Genomic DNA, 25,838 nt, shown 5'->3' on the forward strand with positions numbered 1-25,838 from the left:
TCATATCCCTCAGAAAATCGAGGCCGAAAGGCTGACAAGGAAGCGGTCGCCGGGCTTGGGCGCGGTCGGCGCCACCCGGTCGAAGGGGTGCGCCCAGGCGGCGTCGAGCGAGAGCCACGGGCCGATCTGGGCGCGGATGCCGTAACCGGCGGAGCGCAGCGTCACCTGGTCGGCGCCGGGCCCGATATTGGTCAGCCGCACCGCGTCGAGGAACGCATAGGGCCGGAAGGCCGAGCGCTTGGCAAAGGCGAAGGGCGCGGTGCTGATCTCGAGCGTCGAGCCGAGCGCGCGGTCGCCCGAAGCCGCCGACGGATCATAGCCGCGGCCGATCGAGAGCGTGCCGGCGCTGAACTCCTCGTACGAGAGCAGCGGCGTGTCGGTATATTGCCAGCTGGTCGAGATGCTGGCGGTGAGCGGGCCGAACAGCCGCGCGGCGACCTGGACGTCCGCGCGGACCACGGTAGCATCCGGACGGCCGCCGAAGCGCGAGGCAAGCGGATTGCCGAAGGGCGTGGCGCCCAGCCCGTCGATCCCCTTGCGCAGCTCGATCGAGCCGGTCGCCGCCACCGAATGCGCGGCGAGCTCGCGCGGCGCGACATGGCCGTCGAGCCGGGCGTAGAACACGCGCAGCTTGTCGTCGGTCAGGGTCGCGATGCCGCCGCCGAAATCGACCTTCTGGTCGATCCATTCCAGCCCGCCGGCCACGTTCAGATTGTAGCGGCGGTGGCGCAGGATCGGGTAGGTCAGCCGGGCATTGCCGGCAAAGCTGTTGCCGATCAGGTCGAGCGGCTTGAGCGCCGCGCCCGGCCGGGTCCGCGCGAACGAACCGGACAGGTCGAGCTGGAGCCCCTCCCCGCCGATCTTGAGCGTCTCGGTTGCCTGGATGACGCGCTGCTCGGGGCTGGCGAGCGTGCCATAGCCGACGATCGAGGTGCGCTCGCCGAGTGCGGTGAAGCTGTTGTAGTCTACCCGCGCGGTGGCGAGGTCGCGGCCGATCGACTCCGAGCCGTAATTGTTGATCGCGAAGCTCGCGGTGACCGGGGTGCGCGACACCGCGATGTCGAGATCGACTGCGCCATTGCCGCCCGGCGCCTGCCTGAGCGAGGCCTGGACGACCACGCCCGGCACGTCCGAGGCGAGCAGCAGATAGCGCTGGGCGACATTGAGGTCGAACGGCGCCAGCCCCTTGAGTTTGTCGAGATAGCGCGCGACCTGGCGCTGCGCCGGCCCGGCATCGCCGTGATAGCTGACCGACTCGACATGCGCCTCGGTGACCGAAAGGATCAGCCGGCCATCGGCGATGCGCTGCTCGGGAATGGTCACCGCCGCCAGCACGCCGCGGCGCAGGTAGAGCGCGGCGAGCCGGTCGCGGATCGTGCAGGCCGCGGACACGGGCACCTGCTTGCCGATCAGGTCGGCATAGGCGAGCGCGACCCGCTCGTCCGACAGCGCGAGCCTGCCCGCGCCCTGGATATCCACCCCGGTCAGCGTGAGCTTCAGGTCGCTGCCGGCAAAGGGACACGGCCCCACTTCCATGTCGCGGAACAGCTCGCCGCGCGGGGCGGCCGGCACCGGCGCCTGTTGCGCCGGATTGAGCTGCTGGCGCGAGGGCAGCACCTGCGCCGCCGCGGGTGTCGCGAGCGCGGTCCCGGCAAGCAGCAACAGCCCGGTAAAGGCCTTGGTCCCCAGGGCAGCATGCGGCGCGGCATTCGGCATCGATCGGCCTTCGTTCTTGCGAGAAATGGAAACTGGGAGGTCGCGGGTCCCCACGACCCGGGCCAGCGATCCTGCGCGCGAAAGGTACCGCAGCTGCCGGGAACCGTCTGTCGCTACTAATAGTGACAGCAGCGGAACGACGCCGCGGAATGTGCGGGCTCCGCCGCGGCGCACGCGGTGCCCTGGCCGGAAAACTCCAAACCCCATTTTGACGCAGCTCCCCCCGCGCTCGGGCAGGCTCAGCCCGAAGCATGCGGCCTAGGCAGCGGCTCGGGCGGGGAATAGCTCCCATATGGGGCTATTCTGGATCGGCGTTTTGGAGGTGCGGCTAGAGCCGAATCGACGGCACCGACATCGCCAGGCGCACCAGGTCGAGCTGGCGGTGGCAGCCGGTCTTGGACTGGATCGTCTTGAGCCGGGTGCGCGCCGTCGAAAGCTGGATGCCCAGCCGCTCCGCCGCATCGGCAAGCGGCACGCCATCGACCACTTCGGCCGTCAGCCGTTCCTCGGCGGGCGACAGGCCGAAGCGCCGCGCGATCCAGGAGATCGCACCGGGCGGCGTGTCGTCCGGATCGGAGACGATCAGCAGCAACTGCCCTGGCTGGGTGCGCAGGCCGAACTCGGCGGCGCAGGCGATCGGCCACAGCATCGCGTGCAGCGCCGAGGCGCCGTCCGTGCGCGGCAGCATCACGCCCGAGAGCTCGGCCGTAGCCAGCGCCGGGGCGTCGGCCATCGCCCGGCAGGCGGCGATCGCGCCCTCGAGCGCGCGGCTGCAGCGATCGTCCCGGCTGCGCGGCTGGCCGAGCCGGTTGAGCAGGATGCCGTCGCCGCGCGCGACCAGCGCCTCGGCCCGGCGGTTCATCACCGCCACGCGCCCGTCGCGATCGAGCACGAAGGCGGCGTGGCCCCAGCTGTCGAACAGCGTCTTGGGCGCGAGCAGCGCCGATTGCGCCTCGGCCAGCGTACGTCGCAGCTTGAAGGCGCGCTGCAGGTGCGGTGCCAGCAGCGAGAGCAGCGCCATCTGGTGGTCGCGCCGCGCTTCGTCATTGGCCTTGTCGGAGAAGGAGAGCGAGGCCCAGCCCTCGGGCTCGCGCTCCAGCACCATGCCGGTGCCGTAATGGCCAAGGCCGTGCGGCAGCATGAAATCATTATAATGCTCGGTGCGGAACAGCTCGGCGTCGCTGATGATCACTTCGGTCCGCACCGGCCGGCCGACCTGGTTGCGCGGCACGAAATCGACATAGGGGCTGTGCGCGAAGAAATAGGCCGCATAGTCGCGCAGCGCCGCCTCGGGATAGTTGACCAGCACGTTCAGGTCCTCCGCCGCGCCGCTCGCCTCGTGGCTGAACATCATGATCGTCAGCTCGGGATAGATCGCCTCGATCCGGTGGACGAGATCGCGCCATAGCCGCGGATCGAGCGCCGCCTCGTAGATGCCGCCGACAAGCTCGGCGACGAGCATGGGGGTCAGGGGTTCCGGACCTGGCATGGGTGCGACTCGTTTTATCTTCCCAAGTTGGAAGATACTCTGGACATGGCTCAGGAACAAATTGTAACGGCAGCGAAATATCGCGTATGTCGCTATTTCTAGGGACAAGCACCGGACCGATGCGATGGTACAAGTGCGAAAGCAGGGCGTAAGCATGCGCCCATCCGATCGCCGCACCGGCCGCGCTGCGGAGCGCGGGCCGCCCCAGGAAGCCCCGATGGCCGATGCCGCCCCGTCGCAGTTGAAGGTCGCGCTGGTCGAGGACGACATCGTCTTCCAGAACAGCTTCGCCGCCGCCGTGGGCCATGCGGGGGACATCCAGCTGATCGGCATGGCGCACAATGTCGCCCAGGCGCGCAAGATGCTGGCAGGCGATCCGCTCGACGTGCTGGTCGTCGATCTCGGCCTGCCCGATGGCTCGGGGATCGACGTGATCCGCGACGCGCACGCCGCCTGGCCCGATTGCGGGATCATGGTGAGCACCACCTTCGCCGACGAGAAGCACGTCATCGCCTCGATCGAGGCGGGTGCGGCGGGCTATCTGCTCAAGGACAGCTCGCCCGAGAAGATCGCCGACGAGATTCGCGCGCTCCATGCCGGCGGCAGCCCGATCAGCCCGCGCATCGCCCGCCAGATCCTGCTGCGCTTCCGCCCCAGCGAGCCGGTGCCCAGCGCGGCGACGATCGCCGCCGCGGAGCCGATGGCCTCGCCGCTCTCCCCGCGCGAGCGCGAGGCGCTGGAGCTGATCACCAAGGGGTTCAGCTATGACGAGATCGCCGAACTGATGCTGGTCTCGCGCAACACGGTGATGACCTTCGTGCGGCGGATCTACCAGAAGCTCGAGGTCACCTCGAAGGCCGAAGCGATCTTCGAGGCCCGCAACCATGGCATCCTCTAGGACGCTGCGGTCCGTATTGCTGTATTCCGGGCTGGCGCTGCTGGTCCTGCTCGCCTGCTATTACGGATCGCGGCCCCAGGGCATCCATCTGACCCGCGCCGAGCTGCTGGTGCAGGATACGCTCGGCTATCCGCCGCCATCGCGCACCCAGGATTGGCGCACCCTGCCGAACCAGTGGCAGCAGGTCCCCCTGCCCCACGCCCCGCGGCCCAGGGTGGTGCCGGGCGCGGGCGACGGCGGGCTGCTGCCCACCCGGACGAGCTGGTTTCATTTCAGCCTCGGTCCCGCCCAGGCGGTGCCGCCGCATTCCTATATCTACATCCCGCGATGGAAGACCGACGGCGAGCTCGCCATCTATGTCGACGGGCGGCTCTTCTATCAGACGCACGCCAACCTTCAGTGGAACGGATCGAACCGGCCGCTGTGGATCCCGCTCGAGGAAGCCGCCGAGACCACGCCGCCCAAGGACATATTGATCCGCATCCGCCATGTCCGCGGCATCGGCGGCGCGCTCTCCACGCTGTGGATCGGCGATTATCGCCAGCTCGCCCCGGCCTATTACATGCGCGCCTTCTTTCAGGCCGAGCTGCCCTATATCAGCTCGGCGCTCTTCCTCGCGACCGGAGTGTTCGCCTTCCTGATCTGGCTGCGCGCACGGCGCGAGACGCTCTATCTCTACTATGCGGTGATGACGCTGGTGACCTTCCTGCGCGTCATGCACGCCTATATGGGCGCGGACCGGCTGCCGATCTCCGATGCCTGGTTCGGCTGGATCACGGTCAACTCGGTCGGCTGGGCGGTGCTGATCATCCACCTGTTCCTCACCGCGCTGCATCATCACCATGTCCGGGTGCTGACCTGGATCATCGCGCTGATGTGCGTCGGTTTTGGCGGGATCACCCTGCCGCTGTTCGAGGGCACCACCGACGCGACGATCATCTCGCCGCTGATGTACCTCACCATGGTGTCGGTCGGTGCGGTCACCTTCGCGCTGCACATCGCCTGGAGCCGCCGCGCCGGCACGCTCGAGGGTGCCGGCCTCGCGATCTGCGGCCTGCTCTCCTTCCTGCTCGGCGCGCGCGACATGCTGCTTCAGAACAACATCATCGATATAGAGAGCCTTTTCGTCTCGTTTTACGCGCAAATCGCCCTGATAATCGCCTTCAGCCAGATCATGCTGAGCCGCTACCTCCGCGCCATGAAGGCGGTTGGGGAAGCCAACGTCGTGCTCGCCCGCAGTCTGGCCGAGCGCGAGGCGCAGCTCAACGCGAGCCATCTCAAGCTGCGCGAGATCGAGCGGCGCGAGGTACTGTTCCAGGAGCGCCAGCGGCTGATGCAGGACATGCATGACGGGCTCGGCTCGTCGCTGGTCAGCGCGCTGCGCGTGGTCGAGCACGGGCATATCGACGAGGCGGAGATCGCCCAGCTGCTCAAGACCTGCATCGACGACCTGAAGCTCACCATCGATTCGATGGAGCCGGTGGAGACCGACCTGCTCCTGCTGCTCGGCACGCTACGCTTCCGCCTGCAGCCGCGCCTGGAAGCGACCGGCATCCGGCTGCGCTGGGAGGTGCGCGACGTGCCGCCGCTCGGCTGGCTCGACCAGCGCCACTCGCTCCACATCCTGCGCATCCTCCAGGAGGCCTTTACCAACGTGATCAAGCACGCCGGCGCCAGCGAGATCGTGGTGACTACCTCGGTGCGCGACGGCTGCGTGCGCGTGGGCGTGGGAGACAATGGCAAGGGCTTCGATGCGCGCAGCACGGCACAGGGCCGCGGCCTCGGCAACCAGGCGCGGCGGGCCGAAGTGATCGGGGGCCGGATCGAACTCGAATCGACCCCAGAAGGCACGCGGTTCACGCTGCTCCTGCCTGTCGAAGGCGCCGGGGCTAAGGCGTGCTAGCCATCCATCCACGCCTGCATCTTCGCGCAGGCCAAATTTTCCTTTGCTGACAATTCCTATCAAGCCAGGGGATTTTAAACGGACCCAGTCGAGGCGAGTCCGATGCGTTCTTCTGCCAGCCTTTCCGATTTGCCCTTCGCCGCCGAGATCGGCGAAGCGGTCTCCGCGCTCAACGCTGTGCGCTCCGGTTGGCGCGCGCGGCAGGCGAGCCGGCGCAGCGTCACGCGCTTTCCCGTGCCCGCCGAGCTCGCCCGCGCGATCGAGCATCTCTCCGCCGCGCTGTTCCCTGCCCGGCTCGGCGGCTTTCGCGGCGGCACCGCGCGCGAGGACGACTTCGTCGCGGACCGTCTCGGCCAGGCGCTGGGATTGTTGCGCGAGCAGATCGCGCATGAGCTCGACTATTGGCAGGCCGAGGCCGCCACGCCCTTCGATCCCGACCAGCCCGACGCGATCACTCGCCTGTTCGCCGCGACGCTGGCCGAGATTCGCGAACTGGTCGACGCCGATGTCGATGCCGCCTTCCAGGGCGATCCGGCGGCGCGCAGCGCGGACGAGATCCTGGTCAGCTACCCCGGCGCGCTCGCCATCCTCCATCACCGTATCGCACACCAGCTCCACACGCTCGGCGCGGTGATCGTTGCCCGGGTGATCTCCGAGCTCGCCAACGCCCGCACCGGCATCGACATCCACCCGGGCGCGACGATCGGGCCGAGCTTCTTCATCGATCACGGCACCGGCGTAGTGATCGGCGAGACCGCGATCATCGGACGCGGGGTGCGGCTCTACCAACATGTCACGCTCGGCGCGCGCAGCCCGCTCGGCCTCGCCCCTGCCGGCCCGCGCACCCATCATGCGCGCCATCCGATCGTCGAGGACGACGTCACCATCTATGCCGGCGCGACGATCCTAGGCCGAGTGACGATCGGGCGCGGCAGCGTGATCGGCGGCAATGTCTGGCTCCTCGACGACGTGCCGCCCGAAAGCGTGGTGGTGCAGCCCGAGGCGATCCGGCTCGGCCCGGCGGACCGCGACGCGCTCTCCGAACGGCTGGCGGAGCATGGCGCATGAGCCCGCTGATCGGCGTGCTGTGCTGCAACGAAGTCGCTGAGCGGCCGATCCAGGCGGTGGCGACGCGCTTCATCCAGCCGCTGGCGGAGATTTCGGGTGCGACGGTGGTGCTGATCCCCGCTGTGCCCGGTGCCTGCGATCCGGCCGCACTCGCCCGGCGGCTCGACGGGCTGCTGCTCACTGGATCGCGCTCGAACGTCGCCGGGCATCGCTATGCCGGGCCCGAGATCGCCGGCGACCGGCTGGATGAGGCGCGTGACGAAGTGGCGATCGCGCTGGCCGGGCGGATGATCGATGCGGGGCGCCCAGTCTTCGGCATCTGCCGCGGGCTGCAGGAGCTGAACGTGCTGTTCGGCGGCACGCTCAGTCGCGGCCTAACCGCCCATCATCACGCGGACGACGGCCTGCCCTATGAATCGCTCTTCGAGCATGTTCATGACGTCGAGCTGCGCCCGGGGGGCCTGCTTGCCGGCCTCACCGGCGCGCGCCGCATCCGCGTCAATTCGGTCCACCACCAGGGCATCGACCGGCTCGGCCGCGGCCTCGAGCCCGAAGCGCACGCCGCCGAGGACGGGCTGGTCGAGGCCTTCTCCGCTCGGCCCGTGGGCGCCCCGGTGCTGGCCGTGCAATGGCACCCCGAATGGGATGCGGCGCGGCGGCCGGAAAGCCGCGCGTTCTTCCGCTATGTCGGCGAGGCGCTGGCGGCCTGAGGCCGGCGCATCCGGGGCTAGCGCCCTCGGCATCGCCAGCACAGACCGGGTACCTCGACGATAGCGGTGGCCGCCCTGAAACCCCGCACGGCAGCGAGGCGATCGAGCGCTTCATGGACCCCGGTGCCCTCGACTTCGCACAGCGCGCCGCAGCGCCGGCAATGCAGGGCAATTATGGCCGCCGCAGACACCGCGACATAGGCCCGGGCGATCCAGATCTTGCGCGCCAGGCCGCGATCGACCAGGCGCCGGATCGCTCGAAACACCGCGCTGAGCGGCGCGGCCTGCCCCTCCGCGCGCAGCAGCTCCGTCAGTTGCACGCCGGTCAGCGGCTCGGCCCGCTGGCGCAGGATGGCGAGGACGATATCCGGCAAGCGGTCCGCGCGCGGCGCACGCTCAGCCATGGGGATGCTCGCGGTGCCGCAACCGCCAGTTGACGAGATGCGCGACGACCAGCGCGACGCTCCCGGCAACCGTCACCGGCGCCTCGAACGGCCCGCCAATAACGATCAGCGCGCCAAAGGCGAGCAGGCCGAGGCCGGCTCCCCCCGCCAGCAAGGGCAGCCACGCCCGATGCCGCGCCCTCCCCAGCAGCAGCGCGACGCCCGAACTCGGGATCGCAGCGCCGAGCAGCCAGACGTGCAGGCTTTCGGGCAGCGCGACCAGTTTCGAAAATGCCGGCAACAGGGCGAAGACCAGCGGGAGCCCCGCACAGTGTATCAGACACAGCGTCGAGGCGCCGACTGCCGCCCGCTCGGTCCAATCCGCGATGGGCGCGCCGGCTGCCTGCTGTCCGCAGTGCATGCCATTTCTCCAGATAGGCGCGACCCGCCGTCACGCAGGCGCGCGACGGCAGGTCGGCGGCTCAGAACGCGGCGCGGAGCATGAAGCGGACGGTACGGCCCGGCATCACGACATCTTCCTTGTTGAACGCGGACGCGTTGCGGATCACGTCATTGGTCAGGTTCTGGCCGACGACGGCGAGTTCCAGGCCGGGATGGCTCCTGAACGGCCGCACGGCGAGGTTGGCGCTCAGATTGTTGTAGCCGTCCGTCGGCGTGTCGAAGGTTCCGAACTTGTCCTGCTCGCCGACGTGCATCAGCAAGAAGCCGGCATCGAACAGCTCGCTCTTCCAGCCCAGACCGCCGCCGATCCGATAGGGCGGGATGCGCGGCACATTGTCGCCGTTGTCGAGCTTGGCGCGGGTATAGTCGCCCAGCACACGCGCCTCGAGGCCCCCAGTGGCGGTCTTCACCAGCTGATAATGCGCCGCGCCTTCCAAGCCCCAGAAGCGCGCGCCCTGCTGGCCATAGTTGAGCTCCTTCAGCTCCTCGCCATCGCCTACCACGCAATTGCCGTCGTCGCCGCAGGTGCGCCCGGTCAGGTTGCCATAGATGTAATTGTGGAACCAGGTGCCGTAGACGCTGCCTTCGAAGCGGAACCGGCCCGAATTGATCCGCACCGTGCCCTCGAGCGAATTGGCACGCTCGATCTTCAGCGCGGGATCGCCGGTCTCGAAGGTCTGCGGACCGTCATGCCCACCACGCGCGAACAGCTCGGTGATCGCGGGAGCGCGGCCGGTGCTCGAGAAAGTCACGCCGAACTTCACCCCCGGTGCTGCGTCGAGCAATGCCCCGATCGCGCCGCTCACCGGCGTGAAGTCGCGCCTGGTGAACTGGTCTGACGCGGGCGTGCCTTCGATATGCACCGTCTCGATCCGGCCGCTCGCCTGCAGGTGCAGCGCGCCGATCGGCACCTCGGTGAAGAGGTATGCGGCTTCGCTCTGCGAGGTTGCCGGCGAAAGATAGGCGCTGTCCTCGCCGATCGCCGAGAAGTCGCGGTGCCCCACCTGGATGCCGAGCGCCGTCTTGTCGAGGAAGCCGATCCGGCCGAGCAGCAGCTCGGCGCGGCTGTCGAACTCCTTGTTCTTGAAGGTGGTGTTGATGGAGCCGTCCGGGTTCTTCTCGTCATGCGCATAGTCGCTGTAGCTCGCGTCTACCGAAAGCGACTGCAGCGCGCCGCCGCCGAGATCGAAGGACGAGCGGCCGATCACCTTGGTCTGGCGCATGTCGATATAGGCGGTGTCGGCGGGTATGCCGTATTGCGTGTCATAGTGGATCACGGTGGCGCCGACATGGCTGCCGGCATCGGGCCCGAAGAAATAGGAACCGCCCAGCGCGCCGCCCCAACCACGGATGAAGGAGTTGCTCTGGGTACCGAGCGGCGTCTCGTAATCGCCGGCGTGGCGGTAGAAGCCATCGGCATGGAGCGCGAGATCGCCCGCCTTGGCGTCGACCAGCCCGGCGGTCTGCCAAGTATCGGCATTGGTCGCGTAGCTGCCGCTCAGTTCACTCGCAAGGTCCTGTGTCGGCAAGGCATTGGGCACGCGGTTATTGAGGACGTTGACCACGCCGCCGATCGCCTGGCTGCCGTAGCGCAGCGTCGCGGCGCCGCGCACCACTTCGATGCGCTGCGCAGAGAGCGGATCGATCGGTACGCCGTGATCGGGCCCGATATCGGACACGTCGGAAGCGCTGCTACCGTCCTCGAGCATGCGCACCCGCGTTGCGTCCATGCCGCGGATGATCGGCCGGCTGGCGCCCGAGGCGAAGCCGGTGCCGGCGATGCCGGGCACCTCGGCGAGCGAATCGGCGATGTTGCCGCCGCCGGCCTGGAGGATCGTGTCGCGATCGACCGTGGCGACGATGGTCGGCGTTTGCGAGCCGAGCGGCGATCCGGTGACGACGATCTCGCTATTGGCGGGCTTGGGATTGGTGTCCTGCGCATGGGCAACGGCAGGAAGCAGCGCGACCAGGGGCACGCTGGCGAGAAGAAGATGACGCATGATGAAACTCCAGGAACCTTGGCATGGATTCGCGAAGCGGAATCCAGGTGTCGCGGGGAGACGCCGAACGACGCCCCTTCCTCGCGAGGGTGATGTTCAGGCTTGGAGCTGGATCGGTGGCGCGCGGCTGCGCCAGGCATGCGAGGGCTTGCGCACGGCGTCTACAAGCGATGCGGCTACGGCCTGCCAGGCGGCGGCAGGCTCCGGCGGCGTGAGCGCCACCGGCGTCGGCAGCAAGTACAGCCCGCCATGCGCGATCTCTTGGCAGATCGGGCATGTAGCCGGCGTGTCGGACGAGTTCTTGCCCGTGTCGGACCGGACGGCGGCGGGGCTTGCCTGGCCGGAAACCGCAGCGCCATAGGCGGCGGGCTCGAAATGCAGATGCGTCTGCGTGACGAAGCTCTGCCAGCAGAACGCGAGCAGCGCGGTGAGCAGCACGGCTGCCCAGCGCGCCCGGAGCTTGCCGCGCAGCGCGCCCGGCCGCCACGCCAGGGAACGCCCGGCACTATCGCCGGTACGCCGCACTCCTGAAGGCTGGTCGCCGCTCCGCATCATCTAAATCGTCGATCGTCCGTCGGCGCGGGAGGCGCCTGGCGCATCGGATATGTTACACCATATCCCATGTCAATCGAACTACGGTACCGCACAGGAAAGCCGGAGGAAGGAAGCTGCGCGTTTCGCGCCGACGGAGCGGCACAGGCATGCGTGGGATTTCGCATCACGCCGAGCAGTTCGGCCGTCCTGCGAACTCCATCAGGTGCGCAGCAGGCAAAAGAAAAGCCCGCTTTCCCGCCAGGCGCGGTACTCACAGGCTTTCGGGGAGTTTGGTGGAGCCGAGGGGGATCGAACCCCTGACCTCTGCAATGCCATTGCAGCGCTCTCCCAGCTGAGCTACGGCCCCAAACCCCGGGAAGACGGGCGCTCTAGATGCGCCCTTCGGGTCTGGCAAGGGCCTTTTTCAGGCCCCTGCCATTTTCCCGAAAATTACTGCTCGTCGTCGTCGCCGCCGGTCTCGACGCCCAGATCGTCGTCGCCGCCCAGATCGACGTCGTCGTCCGGCGAGGGCTCCTCGTCGTCGGCGCCGATGTCCAGATCCTCATCGCCAAGATCGGAATCCTCCGTCTCGACCTTCTCCTTCTTCACTGCCTCGAAGGGCAGCGGCTGCTTGGACTTGAGAATCGGCTCCGGTTCCCAGCTGAACGAGCAGCTGATGCAGGTCACGGGCTCGTCCTTGGTCAGATCATAGAAGCGCGTTCCGCACTTCGGGCACGCGCGCTTGGTGCCCCATTCCGGCTTCACCATGTGTTGCCTCTTCGCCTTTCAAATTTCGGATTTCAGGATGTTGTCCCGAAAAGTGGGGGGCGCCTTGCCATGCCGCAAGGGCGCTGTCAAAGCCCGGCGTCATGTCCGCTTCCCCTCCCCGCCCGCTCGCCGTTTCCGCCCGTGGCCCCCTGAAGGGCCGTGTCGCCGTTCCCGGAGACAAGTCGATCAGCCATCGCTCGCTGATGTTCTCGGCGCTGGCGGTAGGCGAAAGCCGGATCGAAGGGCTGCTCGAAGGCGAGGATGTGCTGGCCACTGCCGCCGCGATGCGCGCGATGGGCGCGACGATCACGCGCGGCGATGATGGGGTTTGGACCGTCCAAGGCGTCGGCGTCGGCGGGCTGCTCCAGCCAGAACAAGCGCTCGACATGGGCAATTCGGGCACATCGACCAGGCTGCTGATGGGCCTGGTCGCCAGCCATCCGATTACCGTGACCTTCACCGGCGACGCCTCGCTCTCCAGCCGCCCGATGGGCCGCGCGATCGAGCCGCTCAGCCAGATGGGTGCCGAGTTCACGTCGAGCCCGGGCGGCCGGCTCCCCTTGATGCTGCGGGGTATCAATCCAGCGGTGCCGATCACCTACACGCTGCCGGTGGCCTCGGCGCAGGTGAAATCGGCGGTGCTACTGGCCGGCCTCAACACCCCGGGCATCACCCGCGTGATCGAGCCGGTTCCGACACGCGACCATAGCGAACGCATGCTGCGCGGCTTCGGTGCCGAGCTGACCGTCGAGGACAGTCCCGAGGGCAAGATCATCTCGATCCGCGGCGAGGCCGAGCTCAAGCCGCAGCACATCGTCGTGCCGGGCGATCCTTCGTCGGCAGGCTTCTGGATGGTCGCGGCGTCGATCGTGCCGGGTTCGGACATCATCATCGAGAATGTCTGCATGAACCCCACCCGCACGGGCCTGATCGAGGCGCTGCGGATGATGGGTGCGTCGATCGAAGCGGTCGATTCGCGCGAGGTCGGTGGCGAGCCGGTCGCCGATCTGCGCGTCCGCCACGCGCACTTGAAGGCGATCGAAGTGCCGCCCGAGCTCGCCCCCAGCATGATCGACGAATATCCGATCCTGTTCGTCGCCGCCGCGGTGGCCGAGGGGCGCACCGTGGCGCGCGGCGCGCATGAGCTGCGCGTCAAGGAATCGGACCGGATCGCCACGATGCGCGCCGCACTCGAAGCCAATGGCGTGATGCTCGAGGAGTTTGACGACGGCCTGGCGATCACCGGCACCGGCGGCGCGCCGATCCCGGGCGGTGGCGCGGCGATCTCCAGGCTCGACCACCGCATCGCGATGAGCATGACCGTCGCCGGCCTCGCCGCCGCCGCGCCAATCGCGATCGACGATGTCACGCCGGTACAGACCAGCTACCCCGCTTTCTTCGATGTGTTGGACAGCCTGACCGCATGACCCAGCTCGGCCGCCGCGCTTTCCTCGGCGGCCTTGCCGCAGGGGCCCTCGCCCTTCCCGCGTGGGCGCGGGTGCGCGAGGACATCCGCTTCAAGCCGGACCAGGAGCACATGATCCCGGTCGAGGGCGGCAGCGTCTATGTGCGGGTGAACGGCGACCTCAAGGGGCCGCGCCCGCCGCTGATCTATGCGCATGGCGGTCCCGGCGGCGACCATTCCGGGCTGCTCCCGCTCACCGCCCTGGCCGGCGAGCGCGCGGTGATCTTGTGGGACCAGCTCGACAGCGGCCGCTCGGATGCGCCGCTCGATCCGAAGAACTGGCGCGTCTCGCGCTTCGTCGACGAGATCGACCGGATCCGCGACGCGCTCGGCATCATGCACTGGCATGTCGGCGGCGGCAGCTGGGGCGGCACGCTGGCGATCGAATATGGCGCGCGCCGGCGACCGGACACCGCGAGCCTGATCGTCCAGTCGCCGCTGGTCTCGACGAAAAGCTGGATCGCCGACGCCAACCTGCTCCGCTCGCAGATGCCCACGGAGGTGCGCGGCACGCTCGAGAAATGCGATACCGCCGCCCCGCCCCCGGCCAAGACCTGCGAGGCGGCGACCTGGGATTTCTACCGCCGCTATGTGATCCGGTCGCAGCGCCCGGACGGCGTGGCGGCATATCGTGCCCAGGCGCCGCGCAATGCCGGCGACACGCTGTACAACCGGATGTGGGGCAAGGCCGAGTTCGTCTCGACCGGCACGCTGCGCGACTATGACGGCGAACCGCTGCTCGCGAAGCTCGACGGGCCAAACACGCTGTTCGTCTGCGGCGAATATGACGAGGCCCGCCCAGAAACCGTGTCCCGCTTCGCCGCGCAGGTGCCCGGCGCCACCTTCAAGGAGGTGATGGGATCGGCCCATTCGATCCTGTCCGACCAGTCCGAGGCCTATCTCGCCCTGTTGCGCGGCTGGATGGCGCGCCACGACGCCATTTGATGCGGATTCGTGTCCGAATCGCTTGACGCCGCGCCCGCGTGCCGCGAACGCTCAGACATATGATCATCGCAGTCGACGGACCGGCAGCCTCTGGTAAGGGCACCATCGCGCGCGCCCTCGCGCAGCATTACGGACTGCCGCATCTCGATACCGGGCTGCTCTATCGAGCCGTCGCAGCCACCGTGCTGCGCGAGGAGCTCGACCCGGCCAGGGAAGCCGACGCGGTCTCGGCCTGCAGCTTTGAAGACTATTTGCTCGACGATCCCTGGCTGCGCACCGATGAGGTGGGCAAGGTCGCCTCGGTGGTATCCGCGCATCCGCTGGTCCGAGCCGCGCTGCTCAACCGCCAGAAGAAATTCGCGCGCCAGCCCAGCGGCGCGGTGCTCGACGGTCGCGACATCGGCACGGTGATCGCGCCGGACGCGGACGTGAAGCTGTTCGTCAAGGCGACCCCGATGATTCGTGCCCAGCGCCGCCATCTCGAGCTGCGCAAGCACGGCATCCTCACCAGCCTCGACAAGGTGCTGGCGGACATCCGCGCGCGCGACGAACGCGATTCCAAGCGCAGCGAAGCGCCGATGCTGCAGGCGCCCGATGCGGCGCTGCTCGACACCAGCTTCCTCTCGATCGATGCCGCCGTGCAGCGCGCCATCGCCATCGTGAACGGCAAGATGCACGCGACCGGCCAGGCTGGTTAACGCCTTTCTAACCATGACTGCTCAGTATTGTCCTGGAGGAACCCCGGGGGATTACCAATGCAGATGACGGTGCGCGCTTTCGAGATCGAAGGCCTGCTGGACAAGGCGCCTGAGGGCATCGAGGTCCTGTCGCTGGACTGTTTCGACACGCTGATCTGGCGCAACACCCATGCGCCGACCGACGTGTTCGCCGATCTTCCCGTAGCCGGCGGCGGTATCGAGCCGCGCATGTGGGCCGAGACCCAGGCCCGCAAGCGCGCCCGCGTCCGCGACGGCGCCGCCGAAGTGAGCCTGGAAGAGATTTACGGGCAGATGCTCGGCGATACCGGCGCCGCGCTCGATGCCGCGATCGACCGCGAGCTCGAGATCGAGGCGCGCCACGCCTTCGCCTTCGCCCCCACCGTGGCGCTGATGCGCGAGGCCAAGAAGCGCGGACTCAAGCTCATCATCGTCTCCGACATGTACCTCAACGAAGCCCAGCTGCGCGCGCACATCGCCGGCGCGGCGGGCGCGGACGTGCTCGCGCTGATCGATCGGGTCTTCGTCTCGAACATGTATGGTGAGGGCAAGCGCGACAATCTGTTCCGCCATGTGCTGAAGGCGCTCGGCGTGTCGGGCGACAAGGTCCTGCACGTCGGCGACAACCGCGCCGCCGACCACGACGCAGCACATGAACACGGCATCCACGCCGTCCATCTGCTCCAGTTCGACGCCGAGGCCCAGGGGCGGTTGCGCATGGAAGCGGCGACGGCGCTGATGCTCGATCCCGCGGCCGGCACCACGCGCCCGATCGCCCAGCCCCACCGCGCCCAGGTCTCGCTGCGCCGCTCGGACGCGCCCGAATATGCGCTGGGCCACGACGTGCTCGGGCCCTGCCTCACCACTTTCGCCCATTGGCTCAAGGAGGAACTGGACGCCGCCTCCGCCGCTGCAGGCCGGCCGGTGCGCCCGCTCTTCGTGATGCGCGACGGCTATCTGCCCTGGCGCGTGTTCGACATGCTCTATCCCGAAATGGGCGCCGCCAAGGTGGAGCTCAGCCGCTTCGTCGCGCTGCGCGCCAGCATCTCGAACGAGAAGGCGCTGAACGACTATCTCGACGAGTGGCTCGATCGCCTCCCCGCCCATTCGATGGCGCGCCAGCTGATGCTGTTCCAGCACGAATGCGCCAAGGTGATGAAGATCGCCGATCCCGAGGAGCGCCGCACCGCGCTCGCCCGCTGGGTGCGCAAGGACCGCGACATCCAGCAGAAGATCTTCGCGCGCCGCACCGCCTTCCTGCAGAAGATGATCGCCCATCTCAACGCCGCGGGCGTGGCGGAAGGCGACGCAGTGATGCTGGTCGACATCGGCTATAACGGCACCGTCCAGAACCTGGTCGCCCCGGTGCTCGCCGAGGCAATGAACCTGTCGGTCGGCGGTCGCTACATCTTCCTGCGCGAGAAGCGCCAGACCGGGCTCGACAAGCGCGGCATGATCGATGTCCGCAACTTCGATTATCGCACGCTCCACGCGCTCTCGCGGTCGATCGTGGTGGTCGAGCAGCTCTGCAACGTCGAGCAGGGATCGACGATCGACTTCACCGCCGAGGGCGAGCCGGTACGCGAGGAGACCGATGCCAAGGCTGCGCACAGCGCGACCCGCGACGCGGTCCAGGCCGCCTGCCTCGATTTCGCGCGGCTGGCCGGCCAGGCGCAGGTCCGCGCGCCGCATGCCGACGATCTCGACAGCCGCTGCCGGAGCGCCGCCGCCACCCTCGCCCGCCTCTTCTTCCTTCCCAACGCCCAGGAAGTCCGCGTCTTCGAGACGTTCGACTATGACTTCAACATGGGCAGCCGCACCGTGGAGACGCTGGTCGACAAGGATCGCGGGCGCGACGGCCTGCGCCGCCGCGGCCTGACCTTCTACAACGAGCAGCTGCCGCAGTTCATGTCGGCCGAGCTCCAGGCGCAGGGCCTTCCGGTCAGCCTCGCCAACTTCACGGCCTCGCGCTTCAAGCTCGATCTGCGCTCCACCGATTTCGAGGTGGGCGGGATCCAGGTGCCGGTGATCCTCGCCGGCGCGGCGCAGCAGGGCGTGATGGACTTCACCGCCTGGCCGACGGCCGAGGGCTATTACCAGCTGCGCGTGCCCGTTGGGGCGCAGCGCCCGGTGATCGCCGTGCAGCTCGGCCAGATCTGCGAATGGGTGCAGGTCGACGAGTTCGGCTTCCTGTCGATCGAGCAGATGAAGGAAGGCAAGACGAGCATCACGCTCCAGGCCCAGGCAACGGCGGATGCGATGGACCAGATGGGCCCGGGCCTGTTCCGTGCCAATCCCACCGGCGTGCTGATCGCCGCGCCGCCGCCGGGCGACGCACCGATGATCCTCTCGCTGGTGTTCCGCCCCGTCGTCGCCCGCAAGGCGACCGCAGAGCTGCGCGTCGCCGCCTGATCCTGCTGCCTTCCCACCCACAGGAGGGAGGCGCTACCTCAACGCCGGATCTCGATGTCGCCGCCGCCCTGGTTCGGCTCGGTGAAGCCGCGGATAATCTGGAGCATGCCTTCGGTGCCGAACAGCTGGTAAAGCGTGGAAAGCCCCTGCGAGAGATCGCCGCCAAAGGCGACGGAAAAGCGATCGAGTCGGCAATCGGCCATGTCGACCGGGCCGCCCGAATATTCGAGCTGGACGTTGGTGAACCGGCAGTTGCGATAGGTGTTGCCGTCCAGCGTGACCGTCACGCCGTCGAAATGCTCGTTCTCATATACCATCGTGATTCTCGCGTGGCTGGTCTCAAAGCCCGCACCTCGCATCCCCATCGCCGCTTCGCAATGCTTGCGGCAAAAGCCGGTTTCCGCTAAGGCGCGCGCGTCCGGCGGGCGTCTGCTCGCGGAGGAAGGCGCGGAGGGGCGACTCTCTCGCGCCCTTTTCGCTTTAATCGGCGTCTAGCTTTTTCCTCCGCCTGCATGCGTGCAACGGGCGCCGTGACCGGCGATCGGCCGCCACGGCAAATCTGGCCCAAAGACCGCCGGACCCAACCGGTTGGCCGGAAAAAACTGAAGTAGGAACTCTAACACATGGCCACTACGGCAACCCCGAGCCGCGACGATTTCGCGGCACTGCTCGATCAGACCCTCGGCGGCGCAGAAAGCTTTGAAGGCCGCGTCGTCATCGGCACCGTCACCGGCATCGAGAACGACCTCGCCGTCATCGACGTCGGCCTGAAGTCGGAAGGCCGCGTGCCGCTGCGCGAATTCGCAGCGCCGGGCCAGAAGGCCGACCTGAAGGTCGGCGACGAAGTCGAAGTCTATGTCGACCGCGTCGAGAACGCCAATGGCGAAGCGATGCTCAGCCGCGACCGCGCCCGCCGCGAAGCCGCCTGGGACAAGCTCGAGGGCGAGTTCGCCAAGACCGCGCGCGTCGAGGGCGTCATCTTCGGCCGCGTCAAGGGTGGCTTCACCGTCGATCTCTCGGGCGCCGTGGCCTTCCTGCCCGGCTCGCAGGTCGATATCCGCCCGGTGCGCGACGTCACCCCGCTGATGGACATTCCGCAGCCCTTCCAGATCCTCAAGATGGACCGCAAGCGCGGTAACATCGTCGTGTCGCGCCGCGCCGTGCTCGAAGAGACCCGCGCCGAGCAGCGTTCGGGCCTCATCCAGAGCCTGGCCGAAGGCCAGATCATCGACGGCGTCGTCAAGAACATCACCGATTACGGTGCGTTCGTCGACCTGGGCGGCATCGACGGCCTGCTGCACGTCACCGACCTGAGCTACAAGCGCGTCAACCACCCGTCGGAGATGCTCAACATCGGCGACACGGTGAAGGTGCAGATCATCCGCATCAACCGCGACACGCAGCGCATCTCGCTCGGCATGAAGCAGCTCGAGAGCGATCCGTGGGATGGCGCCGCCGCCAAGTACCCGGTCGGCGCGAAGCTGTCGGGCCGCGTGACCAACATCACCGAGTACGGTGCGTTCGTCGAGCTCGAGCCGGGCATCGAAGGCCTGGTCCACGTCTCGGAGATGAGCTGGACCAAGAAGAACGTGCACCCGGGCAAGATCGTCTCGACCTCGCAGGAAGTCGAAGTCGTGGTGCTCGAGGTGGACGCCGAGAAGCGCCGCATCTCGCTCGGCCTCAAGCAGGCCCAGGGCAACCCGTGGGAGGCCTTCGCGGCTGCCCATCCGGTCGGCACCGAAGTCGAGGGCGAGGTCAAGAACGCCACCGAGTTCGGCCTGTTCATCGGCCTGGACAACGACGTCGACGGCATGGTTCACATGTCGGACATCGCCTGGGGCATCTCGGGTGAGGACGCGCTCAACCTGCACCGCAAGGGCGAGGTCGTTAAGGCCATCGTTCTCGCCGTGGAGGCCGACAAGGAGCGCATCTCGCTCGGCATGAAGCAGCTCGAGCGTGGTGGCGTCGCCGCTGCGGGCTCGACCACTTCGGCCGACCGCCTGAACAAGAACCAGGTCGTCACCGTCACCATCCTCGAAGTCCGCGACGCGGGCCTCGAAGTGCAGGTTGGCGAAGACGGCGCGACCGGCTTCATCAAGCGCACCGATCTCGGCCGCGACCGTGACGAGCAGCGTCCGGAGCGTTTCCAGGTCGGCCAGAAGCTCGATGCGATGGTCACCGGGTTCGATCGTTCGAAGAAGCCGACCTTCTCGGTCAAGGCGATGCAGATCGCCGAAGAGAAGCAGGCTGTTCAGCAGTATGGCTCGTCCGATTCGGGCGCGTCGCTGGGCGACATTCTCGGCGAGGCCCTCAAGGCCCGCAACGAGAAGAACTAAGAACCTCGACGGGGAGCGGCAAAAAACCGCTCCCCGTTTCGGTTATAACGCAATATCATAGGTTAACAGCAATCTGCGGGTTGATGCAGATTGCATAACGGGGCTAGAGAACCCGATCAGGGATTGAGCGCGTGCGTGGGGGGATAGCCACCGCATGCGCAAAGGGAGGTTGCGGATGATCCGCTCGGAACTGGTTCAGTTGCTCGTGCAGGACAATCCGGGCCTTTCGGTCCGTGAGGTCGAGAAGATCGTGTCGGTCTTCTTCGACGAGATCGTCGGCCGGCTCCAGGAAGACGGCCGCGTAGAACTGCGCGGCTTCGGCGCCTTCTCCACCCGCGCCCGCGACGCCCGCACCGGCCGCAACCCGCGCACCGGCGAGACGGTCGAGGTCGATGCGAAGCGCGTCCCTTATTTCAAGCCCGGCAAGGAAATGCGCATCAAGCTCAACGTCTGACGCGGCCCGCCCTTCGGCGACCCGCGCTATGACGTGCCATGCTTGACGATGCCGCGCGCATGCGCTTCGTGCAGCGCAGGATGCGGACGTGGCGGAACCGGTAGACGCCGGAGACTTAAAATCTTCTGCCCTTCGGGGCGTGCGGGTTCGAGTCCCGCCGTCCGCACCAGCCTTCGCCAGCCCTGGAAACCGGGGCCGGCGTCAATGGCCAGGCCCTAGGGGCTGTCGGGATCGTCATCCTGGGTGGCGATGATGACGCCGCCCGCGACGATCGCAACGATGCCGATGATCGCGATGATCGGCGCGCCGGCAATGTCGGACTTGTGCTTCGACGCGGTAGCCGCCCGCAGCGACAGCTTGGAAGCCGGCGCACCCGGCGCGGCGAGCGCCGGCGTTGCCGCCAGCGAGACAAGGGCGGCGGCCGCGGCCGCCTGACTCAAGATACGCATACGCAAGACTCCCTTTCGAGACGCAATCCAGAACAATTGCGCATCGCCGCAGGTTCCAAGCGCTGCAGCGCAGCACGACGAAATGTTGCTGGATTGCGACAAGCCTGTGGGGTTGGCAGGTGCCGCCAGGGGCCATACACCGGCCGGACGCTGCCCGGATTTGCCTGATGCACTCTCGTTTCCTCTGCCTGCTTCCCCTGCTCGCGCTCGGCGCGTGCGGCGGCGGCGCGGGGCAGCGGCGCGACAATACCGCCGTGGTGGTCAGCGCGATCGGTGCCGGCAGTGCACTCGCGGATCCGGACAGCGGCCCGCTCGACCCCGCCCGGCGCGCGCTGCTCGGCGCCACGGCCCAGGGCCTGGTGCGCTTCGACGCCGGCGGCCAGATCGAGCCGGGGCTGGCCGAGCGCTGGATCGTGATCGACGACGGCCGCAGCTACATCTTCCGACTGCGCGACGATGCCAGCTGGCCCGATGGCACGCCGGTGACCGCGGAGGAGGTCGTCCGCACGCTGCGCCGGGTCATCGCGCCGCGCTCGCACAACAGCCTCGCCCCCTTCCTCGCGGTGATCGACGAGATCGTCGAGATGACGCCGCAGGTGATCGAGGTGCGCCTGAAGCGGCCGCGGCCCGATCTGCTCAAGCTGTTCGCCCAGCCCGAGATGGCGGTGTTCCGCCTCGACAAGCTCGACGGCAGCGGCCCGTTCCGCGCCGCGGCGCGCGGCGGCGGAATTACCCTGCGCCCGATCCCCGATCCCGGCGAGCCCGAGGACGCCCCCGCACTGCGCCCCCAGGAGACCCTGCTCTTCCGCGGCGAACGCGCCGGCGCGGCGGTGGCGCGGTTCCGGGAAGGGCAGTCCGACCTGGTGCTCGGCGGCAGCTTCGCCGACTGGCCGATCACCGAGGCCGCGGGCATCGCCCAGCCCAACATCAAGCTCGACAACGCGCTCGGCCTGTTCGGGCTCGCCGTGGCTTCCCGCCAGGGCTTCCTCGCCGATCCGGCCAACCGCGCCGCCATCGCCATGGCGATCGACCGGGCGGCAGTGACGCACCAGGTCCATCCCGACTGGGCGCCGGTGGAGACGGTGCTGCCCAGCCAGCTCGATTCGGCGAGTCCGCCGACGCAGCCGGCCTGGGCGCCGCTCAGCATCGACCAGCGCCGCCAGAGCGCCCGCACCACCGTCGCGGCGTGGAAGCGCGGGCATCCCGGCCCGGTGCCGATCCGCATCGCCCTGCCCCCCGGCCCCGGCGCCACCTTGGTCTGGGCGCGGCTGGCCGAGGCACTCTATGCGATCGGGCTCTCCCCGGTCCGGGTCGGCCATGACGCCCCGGCCGACCTGCGGATCGTCGACACCGTCGCACCCTATGACAGCGCGCGCTGGTTCGTCGCCACCGCCTGCCAGCCCTGCTCGAGCGATGCCGAACTGCTGGTCGAGGCGGGCCGCGACGCGCCCGATCTCGACGCCCGCGCCCACCGCATCGCCGAGGCCGACGCCGCGCTCACCGCCGATGTCGCCTATATCCCTATCGCCCAGCCCTTCCGATGGTCTATCGTCGCGCTCAGACTCCAGGCCTGGCAGGGGAACGCTCGCGCCTGGCACCCGTTGAACCACTTGCGCAACGAGACGAGGTGAACGTGGCAAAGACGACGCGGATGGCAGCAGGACTCAGCACCAAGGGGCTGCCGCTGGGCCGCCACGCCGCCGACGTGCGTCGCCGGATCGAGGCGATGGAGCATCTGCTCGAGCGCTCCTTCGTCATCCCGGGGACCAAGCAGGCCTTCGGCCTCGACGTGATCCTCGACCTCATTCCCGGCATCGGCACCTCGATCGCCGCCGCGATGGGCGTCTACATGGCCTGGGAAGCCCGCAACCTCGGCATGCCCAAGACCACCATCCTGCGCATGATGGGCAATGTCGGGTTCGACTGGCTGCTCGGGCTGATCCCCTGGGTGGGCGCCATCCCCGACTTCTTCTTCCGATCGAACTCGCGCAACCTGAAGATGATCAAGCGCCACCTCGACAAGCATCATCCGGGCACCAGCACGATCAACCACGGCTAGTTTCCTACAAGCAGCACCGCCGCGACTCGCCGAAACCGGATTTCCGGCGGCGAAAGGTCACGAAAGCCGCGACACTCAAAGGGCCTGCCCCTCCCCGCTGCGCGCAACATAGCTTCGCGGCGCTGATCCTATCGTTCCTACAAGCCAAAGAGCGGCCGGGCAGCACGCCCGGCTGCGCGAGCCAAGCAGGCGAAATCCTACATTGCAAGCGGCGCCCTCAGCGCCGGCCGACGCCCCGCCAGATCCTGAGCGCATTGCCGTCGGCCGCGCCGCCACTGCCGGGCTTGCACGCCTCGTAGCGCAGCCCCTTGTCGAGGCAGAGCCAGAGCTCGTCGAGCCAGTCCTCCTTGGTCACCGTCACGCGGATCGCATTGGCGGGGATGCCGGGATTGGCCGCGGCGAAGCGCGCCTTGAACTGGCCGATGGTCAGGTCGGCGCGCGACAGCCGGTCCATGTCCGGATAGCGGACCTTGTCGTAGAGCCGCTTGGCCGTGCCGAAATAGCTGGCCGGCGTCATAGCGGTGCAGGTGCCGTGCTTGGCCCATTCATGCTGGATGAGCTGGGCCGAGGGCGTGGTGCACAGCATCGGCCTGATCTGCGCGGGCGGCAGGATGCGCGTGTCGGCGCAATATTGCGGCCAGGTCTTGCCCTCGCCGTCCGGCCACAGGCCGTGCAGGCTGAAGCCGAAGCGCGTGGTGGCGCCGCAGCGGAAGCGATTGTCGGGATCGTCGCCATGCGCGCGGCACAGCCCCGGATTCCAGGTCAGCGCCAGCGTGTACGAGCCGATCGGCAGGATCCGGCGCGGCTCCCTGGCATTGGGCAGCTCGGCCAGCGGACGGCCGGGATTGAGCGGCGCGCGGCACATCAGCGCCTGGGCCGAGGCGATGCCCGGCAGCAGCGCCAGGCCCGAGCCGAGAATTCCGAGAACTATTTTGCGCATCGCCACGCTCCTCATGCCTGCCCGAAATCCAGCCCGATATCGGCGGCGGGCGCCGACTGGGTGAGCCGGCCGACGCTGACATAGGTCACGCCCGTTTCGGCGATGCCGCGGATCGTGTCGAGCCGCACGCCGCCCGAAGCCTCGGTCGGCACCCGGCCGGCGACCAGCGCCACCGCCGCGCGCAGCGTCTCCGGACCCATATTGTCGAGCAGCAGGTGCGTGGCGCCCGCCTCCAGCGCAGGCGCGATCTGGTCGATCCGGTCGACCTCGGCGATGACCCGCTCGATCCCCGCGGCCACCGCGCGGCGCACCGCCTCGCCCACCGATCCGGCGACCGCGACGTGATTGTCCTTGATCATCGCCGCGTCCCACAGGCCCATGCGGTAGTTGGTCGCGCCGCCCATCCGCGTGGCGTATTTCTCGAGCACGCGCAGGCCGGGCAGCGTCTTGCGCGTGTCGAGCAGCGTCGCGCCGGTGCCGGCCATCGCGTCGACATAGGCGCGCGTCATCGTCGCGATGCCGGAGAGGTGCTGCACGGTGTTGAGCGCCGAGCGCTCGGCAGTGAGCAGCGCGCGCGCCTTGCCGCGGATGCGCATCAGATCGGTGCCGGCCGGCACCTGCGCGCCATCCTCGACCAGCCGATCGATCTCGGCATCGGAATCGAGCGCGCGGAAGAATGCCTCGGCGATCGGCAACCCGGCGACGGTGATCGCGTCGCGGCTGTCCATCACGCCGGTGAACATCGCATCGGCGGGGATCACCGCGGCGGAGGTGATGTCGCCGATGCCGCCCAGATCCTCGGCGAGCGTGGCGGCGACGAAAGCGTCGAGATCGAAGCGGTCGAGCGTGAAGGTCATGCGCAGCCCCTTAGGAGCCGCGCCCGGCAGCGGCAATGGCGCGATCGCCCTGCCCCGCCGCCGCGCCCAAAGTGAAGGCAGTCGCGCATGATCGTTTCACTTTGCCCTGGGCCCCGGTGCGGGATCGGAATCGGGCCGGAAGCGAGGATCATGCGCCATCCCGCCATGGCAGCAGACGAAATCCTACATTTCAAGAGCCATTGACCAGGGCAAGCGGCATTGACCCGAGGTACCCCGCCGGGTCACGATCCGCCATGGCCGATGCCGAACCCGCCCTGCTGCCTGAGATCCGGGGCCTGCACACCTATTGGGAGCGGCGGATCCGCTACCAGCCCTCGCCGCCCGAGGACTGGATCGCGGACAAGCTGCTGCTCGACGCGCTCGGCCTCGGGGTCGAGCAGACCCATAGCTTCTTCGCGGAGCAGGCGCCCGACTTCGAGACGTTCGGCCGCTGGATCGTCGCCACCGCCGGCCCGCCCGATCCGCTGGTGATCGCGCGCTATCATGCCGCGCTGGACGGCGCCCCGCCGCCGCCCGAGATCGCCGCACGCCTGGCCGCGATCGACGCGATGCCCGACACGCTGGATGCCGCCGACCTCGCCCATTGGGAGGCGCAGGGCTATGTCGTGCTGCGCGGCGCGATCACGCCCGAGGAGGTCCGCGCCGCCGCCGACCTGTTGTGGCGCGCGGTGGGCGCCGACCCCGCCGATCCGGCAAGCTGGTATTCGGCGCGCGGCCAGGGGATGATGGTGCAGCTGTTCCAGCATCCCGCGCTGGAAGCGGTGCGGCGATCTGCGCGGGTGCACAAGGCCTTTGCCCAGCTCTGGGGGACGAGCGACCTGTGGCGCCGCATCGACCGGATGAGCTTCAACGCGCCGCTGCGCCCGAACCGCGGCTTCGGCCCGCCGCGGCTCCACTGGGACACGAGCCTGGTGCCGCCGATCAGCTTTGCGACGCAGGGCGTGCTCTATCTGTCGGACACGGCCGAGGACCAGGGCGCGTTCGAGCTGGTCCCCGGCTTCCACCACGGGCTGCTCGACTGGCTGGCGGGCCTGGGCGACGCCGATCCGCGCGCGGTGGACCTGAGCGACCGCGCGGTGCGCGTGGCGGGACGCGCCGGCGACCTGGTGATCTGGCGGCACGACCTGCCGCACGGCGCCAGCCCGAACACCGCCGCGACGCCGCGGCTGGCGCAATATGTGAACTTCTATTCGGCGCAGATGGGCGTGCAGCCGGAGTGGCGGTGAGGGAAGGCTGGGAGGCATCGACAGGAT

24 protein-coding genes and 2 tRNA genes are annotated in these 25,838 nt (G+C 68.4%); 14 read left to right on the forward strand and 12 right to left on the reverse strand.

The annotated features are described in order from the left end of the window. Nucleotides 1-9 precede the first annotated feature (9 nt). Together ABLE38_RS02945 and ABLE38_RS02950 are read right to left on the reverse strand one after the other, a co-directional pair. Complete coding sequence (locus tag ABLE38_RS02945) at nucleotides 10-1,716, reverse strand: ShlB/FhaC/HecB family hemolysin secretion/activation protein (RefSeq protein ID WP_348972672.1); 1,707 nt, start codon at nucleotides 1,714-1,716, stop codon at nucleotides 10-12. A gap of 328 nt (nucleotides 1,717-2,044) precedes the next feature. Next, nucleotides 2,045-3,205, reverse strand: a complete 1,161-nt coding sequence (locus tag ABLE38_RS02950) for a hypothetical protein (protein ID WP_348972673.1) — start codon at nucleotides 3,203-3,205, stop codon at nucleotides 2,045-2,047. A gap of 154 nt (nucleotides 3,206-3,359) precedes the next feature. Between ABLE38_RS02950 and ABLE38_RS02955 the strand changes: the two genes are divergently transcribed. From ABLE38_RS02955 to ABLE38_RS02970, 4 genes are all read left to right on the forward strand, one after another. Next, nucleotides 3,360-4,103: a response regulator transcription factor gene (locus tag ABLE38_RS02955; protein WP_348972674.1), complete on the forward strand. Its 744-nt coding sequence runs from the start codon at nucleotides 3,360-3,362 to the stop codon at nucleotides 4,101-4,103. 16 nt (nucleotides 4,104-4,119) lie between these two features. After that, nucleotides 4,120-6,006: an ATP-binding protein gene (locus ABLE38_RS02960; RefSeq protein WP_348972675.1), complete on the forward strand. Its 1,887-nt coding sequence runs from the start codon at nucleotides 4,120-4,122 to the stop codon at nucleotides 6,004-6,006. Nucleotides 6,007-6,108: 102 nt separating this feature from the next. Continuing rightward, the gene (gene epsC, locus ABLE38_RS02965) at nucleotides 6,109-7,074 is read left to right on the forward strand and encodes a serine O-acetyltransferase EpsC (protein WP_348972676.1); all 966 of its coding nucleotides are present in this window, start codon (nucleotides 6,109-6,111) and stop codon (nucleotides 7,072-7,074) included. Beyond that, the gene (locus tag ABLE38_RS02970; protein WP_348972677.1) at nucleotides 7,071-7,784 is read left to right on the forward strand and encodes a gamma-glutamyl-gamma-aminobutyrate hydrolase family protein; all 714 of its coding nucleotides are present in this window, start codon (nucleotides 7,071-7,073) and stop codon (nucleotides 7,782-7,784) included. Before epsC ends, ABLE38_RS02970 begins: the two co-directional genes overlap by 4 nt. 17 nt (nucleotides 7,785-7,801) lie before the next feature. Here the strand turns inward: ABLE38_RS02970 and ABLE38_RS02975 are convergent, their stop codons facing one another. From ABLE38_RS02975 to ABLE38_RS03000, 6 genes are all read right to left on the reverse strand, one after another. Then, entirely contained in the window at nucleotides 7,802-8,188 is a 387-nt protein-coding gene (locus ABLE38_RS02975) for a hypothetical protein (protein WP_348972678.1), read from the reverse strand. After that, on the reverse strand, nucleotides 8,181-8,588 hold the full coding sequence (locus tag ABLE38_RS02980; RefSeq protein ID WP_348972679.1) for a MerC domain-containing protein: 408 nt from the start codon (nucleotides 8,586-8,588) through the stop codon (nucleotides 8,181-8,183). The genes ABLE38_RS02975 and ABLE38_RS02980 overlap by 8 nt, the downstream gene beginning before the upstream one ends. A 61-nt stretch (nucleotides 8,589-8,649) precedes the next feature. Continuing rightward, nucleotides 8,650-10,629, reverse strand: coding sequence for a TonB-dependent receptor (locus ABLE38_RS02985; RefSeq protein WP_348972680.1), 1,980 nt, complete (start codon nucleotides 10,627-10,629; stop codon nucleotides 8,650-8,652). 96 nt (nucleotides 10,630-10,725) lie between these two features. Then, nucleotides 10,726-11,184, reverse strand: coding sequence for a hypothetical protein (locus tag ABLE38_RS02990; RefSeq protein WP_348972681.1), 459 nt, complete (start codon nucleotides 11,182-11,184; stop codon nucleotides 10,726-10,728). A 270-nt stretch (nucleotides 11,185-11,454) separates the two neighbouring features. Next, nucleotides 11,455-11,530, reverse strand: a tRNA-Ala gene (locus ABLE38_RS02995). An 83-nt stretch (nucleotides 11,531-11,613) separates the two neighbouring features. Next, nucleotides 11,614-11,931: a TIGR02300 family protein gene (locus tag ABLE38_RS03000; RefSeq protein WP_348972682.1), complete on the reverse strand. Its 318-nt coding sequence runs from the start codon at nucleotides 11,929-11,931 to the stop codon at nucleotides 11,614-11,616. A gap of 101 nt (nucleotides 11,932-12,032) precedes the next feature. On the opposite strand from ABLE38_RS03000, the gene aroA reads away from it, so the two are divergent. The 4 genes from aroA to ABLE38_RS03020 are packed head-to-tail and all read left to right on the forward strand — an operon-like array spanning nucleotide 12,033 to nucleotide 17,469. Next, entirely contained in the window at nucleotides 12,033-13,358 is a 1,326-nt protein-coding gene (gene aroA / locus ABLE38_RS03005) for a 3-phosphoshikimate 1-carboxyvinyltransferase (protein WP_348972683.1), read from the forward strand. Continuing rightward, entirely contained in the window at nucleotides 13,355-14,341 is a 987-nt protein-coding gene (locus tag ABLE38_RS03010) for a proline iminopeptidase-family hydrolase (RefSeq protein WP_348972684.1), read from the forward strand. Before aroA ends, ABLE38_RS03010 begins: the two co-directional genes overlap by 4 nt. 59 nt (nucleotides 14,342-14,400) lie before the next feature. Beyond that, nucleotides 14,401-15,039 carry a (d)CMP kinase gene (cmk, locus tag ABLE38_RS03015; RefSeq protein ID WP_348972685.1) on the forward strand — a complete coding sequence of 213 codons (639 nt, stop codon included), beginning with the start codon at nucleotides 14,401-14,403 and terminating at the stop codon, nucleotides 15,037-15,039. Nucleotides 15,040-15,096: 57 nt separating this feature from the next. Then, entirely contained in the window at nucleotides 15,097-17,469 is a 2,373-nt protein-coding gene (locus ABLE38_RS03020) for an HAD family hydrolase (RefSeq protein WP_348972686.1), read from the forward strand. Nucleotides 17,470-17,507: 38 nt separating this feature from the next. On the opposite strand, the gene ABLE38_RS03025 is transcribed toward ABLE38_RS03020, so the two are convergent. After that, the gene (locus ABLE38_RS03025) at nucleotides 17,508-17,786 is read right to left on the reverse strand and encodes a hypothetical protein (protein WP_348972687.1); all 279 of its coding nucleotides are present in this window, start codon (nucleotides 17,784-17,786) and stop codon (nucleotides 17,508-17,510) included. A 306-nt stretch (nucleotides 17,787-18,092) separates the two neighbouring features. Between ABLE38_RS03025 and rpsA the strand changes: the two genes are divergently transcribed. The 3 genes from rpsA to ABLE38_RS03040 all read left to right on the forward strand — a co-directional run bounded on the left by rpsA (nucleotide 18,093) and on the right by ABLE38_RS03040 (nucleotide 20,428). Then, complete coding sequence (rpsA, locus tag ABLE38_RS03030; protein ID WP_348972688.1) at nucleotides 18,093-19,805, forward strand: 30S ribosomal protein S1; 1,713 nt, start codon at nucleotides 18,093-18,095, stop codon at nucleotides 19,803-19,805. A gap of 175 nt (nucleotides 19,806-19,980) precedes the next feature. Then, nucleotides 19,981-20,259, forward strand: a complete 279-nt coding sequence (locus ABLE38_RS03035; RefSeq protein WP_116838546.1) for an integration host factor subunit beta — start codon at nucleotides 19,981-19,983, stop codon at nucleotides 20,257-20,259. An 82-nt stretch (nucleotides 20,260-20,341) separates the two neighbouring features. Then, nucleotides 20,342-20,428, forward strand: a tRNA-Leu gene (locus tag ABLE38_RS03040). A gap of 46 nt (nucleotides 20,429-20,474) precedes the next feature. Here ABLE38_RS03040 and ABLE38_RS03045 read toward each other — a convergent pair. Then, nucleotides 20,475-20,708, reverse strand: a complete 234-nt coding sequence (locus tag ABLE38_RS03045; protein WP_348972689.1) for a hypothetical protein — start codon at nucleotides 20,706-20,708, stop codon at nucleotides 20,475-20,477. Nucleotides 20,709-20,875: 167 nt separating this feature from the next. Between ABLE38_RS03045 and ABLE38_RS03050 the strand changes: the two genes are divergently transcribed. Together ABLE38_RS03050 and ABLE38_RS03055 are read left to right on the forward strand one after the other, a co-directional pair. Continuing rightward, nucleotides 20,876-22,339, forward strand: a complete 1,464-nt coding sequence (locus ABLE38_RS03050; RefSeq protein WP_348972690.1) for an ABC transporter substrate-binding protein — start codon at nucleotides 20,876-20,878, stop codon at nucleotides 22,337-22,339. Nucleotides 22,340-22,359: 20 nt separating this feature from the next. Then, nucleotides 22,360-22,767 (forward strand): DUF4112 domain-containing protein, encoded by a 408-nt coding sequence (locus ABLE38_RS03055; protein WP_348972691.1) that lies wholly within the window; start codon nucleotides 22,360-22,362, stop codon nucleotides 22,765-22,767. Nucleotides 22,768-22,984: 217 nt separating this feature from the next. Here the strand turns inward: ABLE38_RS03055 and ABLE38_RS03060 are convergent, their stop codons facing one another. Both ABLE38_RS03060 and nadC read right to left on the reverse strand, forming a co-directional pair. Continuing rightward, nucleotides 22,985-23,707, reverse strand: coding sequence for a ribonuclease T2 (locus ABLE38_RS03060; RefSeq protein ID WP_348972692.1), 723 nt, complete (start codon nucleotides 23,705-23,707; stop codon nucleotides 22,985-22,987). An 11-nt stretch (nucleotides 23,708-23,718) separates the two neighbouring features. Further along, on the reverse strand, nucleotides 23,719-24,564 hold the full coding sequence (gene nadC, locus ABLE38_RS03065) for a carboxylating nicotinate-nucleotide diphosphorylase (RefSeq protein WP_348972693.1): 846 nt from the start codon (nucleotides 24,562-24,564) through the stop codon (nucleotides 23,719-23,721). Nucleotides 24,565-24,818: 254 nt separating this feature from the next. Here nadC and ABLE38_RS03070 point away from each other — a divergent pair, with 254 nt between their 5' ends. Beyond that, on the forward strand, nucleotides 24,819-25,811 hold the full coding sequence (locus ABLE38_RS03070; RefSeq protein WP_348972694.1) for a phytanoyl-CoA dioxygenase family protein: 993 nt from the start codon (nucleotides 24,819-24,821) through the stop codon (nucleotides 25,809-25,811). The last annotated feature ends 27 nt before the right edge of the window (nucleotides 25,812-25,838 follow it).

This window comes from Sphingomonas sp. KR3-1 (genome assembly GCF_040049295.1).
Classification (GTDB): Bacteria; Pseudomonadota; Alphaproteobacteria; order Sphingomonadales; family Sphingomonadaceae; genus Sphingomonas.